This is a genomic window from Pseudoflavonifractor phocaeensis (genome assembly GCF_016901735.1).
Taxonomy (GTDB): domain Bacteria; phylum Bacillota; class Clostridia; order Oscillospirales; family Oscillospiraceae; genus Pseudoflavonifractor_A.
The window spans coordinates 1-6,652 of the sequence record NZ_JACLZC010000099.1 but is presented as its reverse complement, the minus strand read 5'-3'; the positions used below and the strand labels follow the sequence as shown (position 1 = coordinate 6,652).

The 6,652-nt window shown below is 52.5% G+C and carries 10 protein-coding genes and 2 pseudogenes; 9 read left to right on the top strand and 3 right to left on the bottom strand.

The features are described from left to right. Window positions 1-139: 139 nt before the first annotated feature. Both H7U37_RS14095 and H7U37_RS14090 read right to left on the bottom strand, forming a co-directional pair. Window positions 140-583 carry a GNAT family N-acetyltransferase gene (locus H7U37_RS14095; RefSeq protein ID WP_204876675.1) on the bottom strand — a complete coding sequence of 148 codons (444 nt, stop codon included), beginning with the start codon at window positions 581-583 and terminating at the stop codon, window positions 140-142. Window positions 584-592: 9 nt separating this feature from the next. Beyond that, the gene (locus H7U37_RS14090) at window positions 593-1,342 is read right to left on the bottom strand and encodes a GNAT family N-acetyltransferase (protein WP_204876674.1); all 750 of its coding nucleotides are present in this window, start codon (window positions 1,340-1,342) and stop codon (window positions 593-595) included. A gap of 163 nt (window positions 1,343-1,505) precedes the next feature. Here H7U37_RS14090 and H7U37_RS14085 point away from each other — a divergent pair, with 163 nt between their 5' ends. The 9 genes and pseudogenes from H7U37_RS14085 to H7U37_RS14040 all read left to right on the top strand — a co-directional run bounded on the left by H7U37_RS14085 (window position 1,506) and on the right by H7U37_RS14040 (window position 6,334). Then, the gene (locus tag H7U37_RS14085) at window positions 1,506-2,414 is read left to right on the top strand and encodes a helix-turn-helix transcriptional regulator (protein ID WP_204876673.1); all 909 of its coding nucleotides are present in this window, start codon (window positions 1,506-1,508) and stop codon (window positions 2,412-2,414) included. Window position 2,415: 1 nt separating this feature from the next. Next, on the top strand, window positions 2,416-2,736 hold the full coding sequence (locus H7U37_RS14080; RefSeq protein WP_204876672.1) for a TfoX/Sxy family protein: 321 nt from the start codon (window positions 2,416-2,418) through the stop codon (window positions 2,734-2,736). A 2-nt stretch (window positions 2,737-2,738) separates the two neighbouring features. Beyond that, window positions 2,739-3,374, top strand: coding sequence for a GyrI-like domain-containing protein (locus H7U37_RS14075; RefSeq protein ID WP_204876671.1), 636 nt, complete (start codon window positions 2,739-2,741; stop codon window positions 3,372-3,374). Between the two features lie 8 nt (window positions 3,375-3,382). Then, window positions 3,383-4,312, top strand: coding sequence for a GNAT family N-acetyltransferase (locus H7U37_RS16550; protein WP_477742902.1), 930 nt, complete (start codon window positions 3,383-3,385; stop codon window positions 4,310-4,312). Window positions 4,313-4,325: 13 nt separating this feature from the next. Then, entirely contained in the window at window positions 4,326-4,721 is a 396-nt protein-coding gene (locus tag H7U37_RS14060) for an SRPBCC family protein (RefSeq protein WP_204876669.1), read from the top strand. A gap of 73 nt (window positions 4,722-4,794) precedes the next feature. Then, window positions 4,795-4,911: pseudogene (locus tag H7U37_RS14055) on the top strand (helix-turn-helix transcriptional regulator); the annotation flags it as partial. Between the two features lie 74 nt (window positions 4,912-4,985). After that, complete coding sequence (locus H7U37_RS14050; protein ID WP_204876668.1) at window positions 4,986-5,225, top strand: DUF6061 family protein; 240 nt, start codon at window positions 4,986-4,988, stop codon at window positions 5,223-5,225. A 194-nt stretch (window positions 5,226-5,419) separates the two neighbouring features. Next, window positions 5,420-5,647 (top strand): helix-turn-helix domain-containing protein, encoded by a 228-nt coding sequence (locus H7U37_RS14045; protein WP_071429614.1) that lies wholly within the window; start codon window positions 5,420-5,422, stop codon window positions 5,645-5,647. Window positions 5,648-5,782: 135 nt separating this feature from the next. Beyond that, window positions 5,783-6,334, top strand: a complete 552-nt coding sequence (locus tag H7U37_RS14040; RefSeq protein WP_338049844.1) for a phospholipase D-like domain-containing protein — start codon at window positions 5,783-5,785, stop codon at window positions 6,332-6,334. A 232-nt stretch (window positions 6,335-6,566) separates the two neighbouring features. Here the strand turns inward: H7U37_RS14040 and H7U37_RS14035 are convergent. Then, window positions 6,567-6,652, bottom strand: a pseudogene (locus H7U37_RS14035) (IS5/IS1182 family transposase); the annotation flags it as partial.

The following is a 6,652-nucleotide window of genomic DNA, read 5'->3' as shown; positions in this document are numbered from 1 at the left end:
CATTGCGGTCCATTTTCCCGCGCTCCAGCATCTCTCTCACCACCTACTCCTATTTTAACTCTCTTAAACGAAAAAGCCCAGCTTTCGCTGGACTTTTTCGACAGGCTCAGCGGAGCGCTCACACGAGCGCTCCGCTTTCTCATAGTTCTCTTTGCAGGTACACCATGTCCACCAGTTGCACCCCGCACTCATAGATGGGATGGTCGTAGTGGTCGGTGAAAAAGTTCTTGACCAGATGGTGCCTGCGAAAGCCGCAGGATTCATAAAACGGGATGGTGGAGGGGCTGTCCCCGGTGCCCACTTGCAGCACCGTATACTGCTCCGTATAGGTCCGGACGAGGAAGGCCACCATGGCCTTTCCATAACCCCTACCCTGGAAATCAGGCGCGACGGCGATGTTCTTCAGCTCCAGGATGCCGTCTCCCTCGTCGGTCACCACGCACTCGGCCTTGACGCCGCCGTCCTCCAGCACATACATGGTCCCACGCTCCAAATATCGGTCCACCATGTCCTCTTGCTCGTCAGCCAGCAGCAGTAAGTCGAGATATCTCTTTTTGTCCGTCTCCACTTTTCTGATTTCCATAGGCACACCTTATTTTTTCAGAAGCCGCTTCAGCGCGGCTGCGTCCAGCAGATTTACTGTCACGAACTTTCCCCGATAGAATACCGACCAGTTGTTGAACACGCAGGGCAAGGACTTGGCCTTCTCCAGAGTGTCCACCGAAACGAGGGTGTAGGGTGTCTCCAGTTCTTCACAGGTTTTGCGCACCAACTCCACACTCTGATGAATGTAGGGACACTGGGAACTGTAATAGATGGTCAACTCCTCAGGTTCAATCGCCTGCCGTTTGGCGTTCTCCCGGAAGCGGGGCTTCGTACCGTCGAAGGAGAGGGCCAGTAGCCGATAGCCGTCCGAGGTAGTATCTACCGTTTCAAATCCATACTTTTCTGCGAAGGCCTGGTCTGAGAGCCAGGCTTTTTGCTTTTCCGCTCCCAGCATACACACGCCGGACTTTCCCTTGGCCCTGGCGTCAGCCAGGCAGTACTCCATCAGCTGCCTACCGTAGCCCTTGCCCTTGAACTCCCCGCTGACCCACAGGCAGTAGATATAGAGGTAGTTATCCCCATCCACCGGCACCCAGGCAGTCTCCAGCGGAGCATACTCGATGAACACCACGCCCTTGGCGTCCAACTTGCGGAACACATGTCCCTCCCGGAGCCGCTCCCGGAGCCAGACCCGCTTGGCCTCCACGCCGGGGTGAGGCTTTTTGCTGCGGATAATGCAGCATAGGTGCTCCCGATCCAAATTTTCTTCCGTCAGATTGAGAAACTGATCTTCCATGTCCGCTACCTCCCGGAAAATCTGCCTCCATGATACCATGCCCTCCACGGCAAGACAATCCCAGATCCCACCGGCAAAAGTTTTTCTCTAAGATAAACATGACAGACAGTTGTCGTGTTCCTATGCTATAATGCAGACAGACTCAGGAAAGGCGGTGGTTTCCATGAAGATGGAGCGGCTTATCGGCATCCTGTCCATTTTGCTCCAGCGGGAGAAGGTCACCGCCCCAGAGCTGGCAGAACAGTTCGAGGTGTCCCGACGGACCATCCAGCGGGACATCGAGTCCCTGTGCCGGGCGGGCATTCCCATTTCCACCGTCCAGGGTGCAGGCGGCGGCATTTCCATCATGGAGGGCTACCGGGTGGACCGGACCGTGCTCACCGCCCCGGAGATGCAGGCCATCCTGGCAGGCCTCAGGAGCCTGGACAGCGTCAGCGGCACCCGGCGCTACGCCCAGTTGATGGAAAAACTGTCCGCCGGGACGGGCGGGCTGGTGCCCGGCGGTGCCCACATGCTCATCGACCTCTCCTCTTGGTATAAAACCAGCCTGCCGCCCAAAATTGAACTGATCCAAGGTGCCATCGAGCAGCACCGCACCATCCGTTTCGCCTACTTCTCTCCCAAAGGGGAATCGGTGCGCATTGTGGAGCCCTTCTACCTGGTGTTCCACTGGTCCACCTGGTATGTGTGGGGCTGGTGCCGGACGCGTAAGGATTTCCGCCTGTTCAAATTGAACCGCATGACGGAACTCACCGCCGGAGAACCCTTTGAGCCCTGGTCTGCTCCCCTACCTGATTTGGAACCAGAGTGCATCTTTCCGACCAAGTATCAGGTCACCGTTCTCTTTGACCTGTCCTGCCGCTGGCGGCTGGTGGAGGAGTACGGGGCGGATCGGTTCACCGTGGAGCCGGACGGCCGGCTTCGCTTCACCGGCGGCTTTCCCGACGCGGACAGCGTGCTCAGCTGGGTGCTCACCTTCGGGGACAAGGCGGAACTGCTGGAGCCGGAGGAACTGCGGGAACAGCTGCGAAAACTGACTGAAACACTGTCCGACCGTTACAGGAGGAATTGATATGGCCTCTCATCAGGATTTTGTGGACTATGTGGCCGAGCAGCTGCGGGAGGCCGGGGCCATCCGCAGCCGAAAGATGTTTGGTGAATACGGCCTCTACTGCGACGGCATGTTTTTTGCCGTCATCTGCGACAACCAGTTCTTTGTCAAGGTCACTCCAGCGGGGGAGGAGGCCTTTCCCCATCTGCCCAAGGCCCCGCCCTATGAGGGGGCGAAGGACTACATCTGGGTGGAGGATGTGGACGACCGGGACACCATGACTGCCCTCACCCGCCTCACCTGTCTGGCACTGCAGGATCAACCGAAAAAACGGAGGAAATGACTATGGCCTTTGACTATAAGAAAGAGTACAAAGAGTTCTACCTGCCACCCAAGACGCCGGGCATCGTCACGGTGCCTGCTATGAACTTTCTGGCGGTGCGGGGCCAAGGCGACCCCAATGAGGAGGGCGGCACTTACAAGCAGGCCCTGGAGCTGCTTTACGCTGTGGCCTATACCATCAAAATGAGCAAGATGGGCAAGCATAAGCTGGAGGGCTACTTTGACTATGTGGTACCGCCCCTGGAGGGGCTTTGGTGGCAGGAGGATACTCAGGGCGTGGACTACTCCCGCAAGGCGGATTTCCGGTGGTTCTCCCTCATCCGCCTGCCGGAGTTTGTGACGGAAGAGGCCTTCCGCTGGGCCATCCGGGAGACCGAAGAGAAAAAGCAGCGAGACTTCTCCAAGATGGAGTTCTTCCCCTGGGAGGAGGGCCTGTGCGTCCAGTGTATGCACCTGGGCCCCTATGACGACGAGCCCGCCACCGTAGCCGCCATGGAGGAATACGCCACGGAACAGGGCTATGGGTTGGATTTCAGCCAAGGTCGGTTTCACCACGAGATCTATTTGAGTGATGTGCGGCGGTGCAAACCAGAAAAACTGAAAACCGTCATCCGGCAGCCCATTAAACGGGCAGAGTGAGGAATGGGATGAACACAATCATTCGTAAAATACGCCCGGAGGAACATGACCTTCTGCGGGAATTTCTCTATCAGGCCATCTATCTCCCGGAGGGCATGGAGCCGCCGCCCCGGTCGGTAGTGGATCTGCCGGAGCTGCAGGTCTATATTGCGGACTTTGGCACACGGCCCGGCGACCACTGCATAGTAGCCGAGGCGGCGGGAAAAGTGGTGGGTGCGGCGTGGTGCCGCATCATGGCGGACTACGGACACATCGACAACGACACCCCCTCTCTGGCCATCTCGTTACTGCCGGAGTATCGCGGGCTGGGCATCGGGACACGGCTATTGAATGACCTTCTGCTTCTGCTCCAGGAACATGGATATTTGCGGGCATCACTCTCCGTGCAGAAAGAAAATCCGGCCCTGCGCCTCTACCAGGGGACGGGATTCCGCATCGTGACGGAAAGGGGAACGGAGTATTTGATGCTTTGGGACAGCACTCAAAGGGGACAACAGGAGAATATGAATATGGAAGCAGAGAAACAGAGGGAAAGTAAAATCCGGCAGTGGTTTTCCATGTGGCTGGACAAGCAGGACACGGGAATTGAGGAGCTCTTCGCCCCGGATGCCGTCTACATCGAGAGTTGGGGGCCGGAGTACCACGGCAACGGAAAGATCAAACTGTGGTTTGACGAGTGGAACACCCGGGGCACCGTAGAGCGCTGGGACATCCGGCAGTATTTCCGCAAGGGGGATCAGACCGTAGTGGAGTGGGCTTTCCGGTGTGTCATGGCGGACGGCACCGTCCAGAGCTTTGACGGACTCTCCCTCATCCGTTGGAACGAGGCGGGCAAGATCTGCTTTTTGCAGGAATTCGGCTGCAACGAAAACCGCTACGATCCCTACGCTCAGGGGAACACCCCGGTATTCCGGGAGGAGCAGGCATTGTGGTTTTGAAGGGAGCATTGGTATGGCAACTTCCAGGGTGACAGAGTATTTCCCCTGCCCAGTGGAGCGGGTGTGGCAGGTGGTGACCGACCTTTCCCATACCGCCTGGCGGAGCGACTTGGCACGGGTGGAGGTGCTGGACGAGGCCCACTTTGTGGAGTACACCAAAAGCGGCTACGCCACGAACTTCACCGTCACGGCCTGTGAGCCTCTTCGCCGCTGGGTCTTTACTATGGAAAACGGTAATATGTCCGGTTCCTGGGAGGGGGTCTTTGAGTCGGCAGAGGACGGTACCCGGCTCCACTGCACTGAGACCGTCAACGCCAAGCACTGGTGGATGCGCCCCTTTGTCCCCGGCTATCTGAAGCGGCAGCAACGGCTGTATCTGGACGATTTGCGGAGAGAAGTGCAAAAATAGGGGCTGTTATTTTGCGTTGCTTGCGGCAACGGGCCGCTTTCCCTACAATGGGGGGCGAAAGGAGTGAGTCCACATGCTCAATGAAAACATCAAAGCCATCCGGAAAGCTAAGGGTCTTTCCCAGCAGGAGCTGGCGGTCAAGGTGAATGTAGTGCGGCAGACCATTTCAAAATGGGAGCAGGGAGTTTCCCATAGTTAAGGATACCACACCACAAACCCACGCTTACATTACTTCCAGAACATCAAATTTTGGAGGTACACCTCATGAAAAGACTGATTTCCTGTGAATTTAACATCGATACTGCCTGTGTAGAACTTTACTTCACTGATGAGAGCAAGATTTCTATTGACTGCACTGCCGTTGAGAATGAAGTGGCCGATAACCGCTTTCAGAGATCTGAATTGGATTGGTTGATTTATAATGACCCGATCGCTTATGCAGATCTTGTTCTCAATGGCGATCCCAAAAGATACCTCAAATCCGTAACGGAATACAAACAATAAAAAATCATAGGGTACAGGAGCACCAGTGCAACCACTTATCGTATGCACTGGTGCTTTACATTTGTAAAATGATCGCGTGATTTCAAAGGTAAAAGTAATGCGTTCGCATAATATTTCTCGCTTTTCGCAGCAAGATATGCTATAATGAAATTATAATTTCGCCACAATGTAGTTTAGAAGATGAGGTGCAAAAAATGGCAGTGTCCTATAAGAAGCTATTCAAGATTCTCATTGATCGGGATATGAAGAAAAAAGAGTTCCGCGATTTTGTCGGCATCAGCTACTCTACAATGAGCAAACTTGAAAAGGGTGAGAACACAACTGTTGAAGTGCTGGAAAAAATATGCCTCAAACTCGGATGCGGAATTGAAGATATTATGGAAATACTCCCAGACACCACTATTTCAAAAGGCGCAGAGTAACTTTCAGAAAAAGGGTATCCACAAAATAGAAGTAGGGTTTAAAGCTGTTCCCTTCCTGAATATCATCAGTATAAGTTATCCGCTTCTTCTGAGTGGAATGTGATAATATGTGATGGAAAATCATGAGGTGTTACCGTGCAAATATTGGACAACATTAATAATACCATTAAAGATGATTTGCAGAAGGAAGTCAAAAAAGGAAGCAAAATATCGATTGCTGCTGCTTGCTTTTCCATCTATGCTTATCAAGAATTGAAGAAACAGCTTGAGGGCGTAGAAGAGCTACATTTTATTTTTACATCGCCTACTTTCATTACCGAGAAAACCCCAAAAGCCAAAAGAGAGTTTTATATTCCCCGTTTATCTCGAGAGCGCAGCCTATATGGGACTGAGTTTGAGGTAAAACTGCGCAATGAACTTACTCAAAAAGCCATAGCTAAAGAATGTGCAGAATGGATTAGAAAAAAGGTTGTTTTCAAATCCAATATTACTCAAGAACAAATGATGGGGTTTATAACTGTGGATGAAAGCACTTATATGCCAATCAATGGATTCACCACAGTTGATTTGGGCTGTGAGCGCGGAAATAATGCTTATTATCCTGTACAAAAAACCGAGAGTTTTGAAAATGCAAACTACTTTCTGAAACTCTTTGACGATCTGTGGCACGATGACAAAAAACTTTAAGAAGTAACAGATATTGTAATTGAAAGTATCAGTACTGCCTATAAAGAAAATTCGCCAGATTTCATTTACTTTTTTACTCTCTACAATATTTTTAATGAGTTCTTGGAGGACATTTCTGACGATGAGCTGCCCAATGAGGCAACCGGATTCAAGGACAGTAAAATTTGGGGAATGCTTTATAACTTCCAGCGAGATGCTGTTCTTGCAATTATTAAATAGTGTGTACACAAGTTCAGGCTAAAACGGCGCACCAAATAGCAATGCAACGAATTTGCACTGCGGCGAGAAAAGATGCTGTATTTTTAGCATATCGCGTGG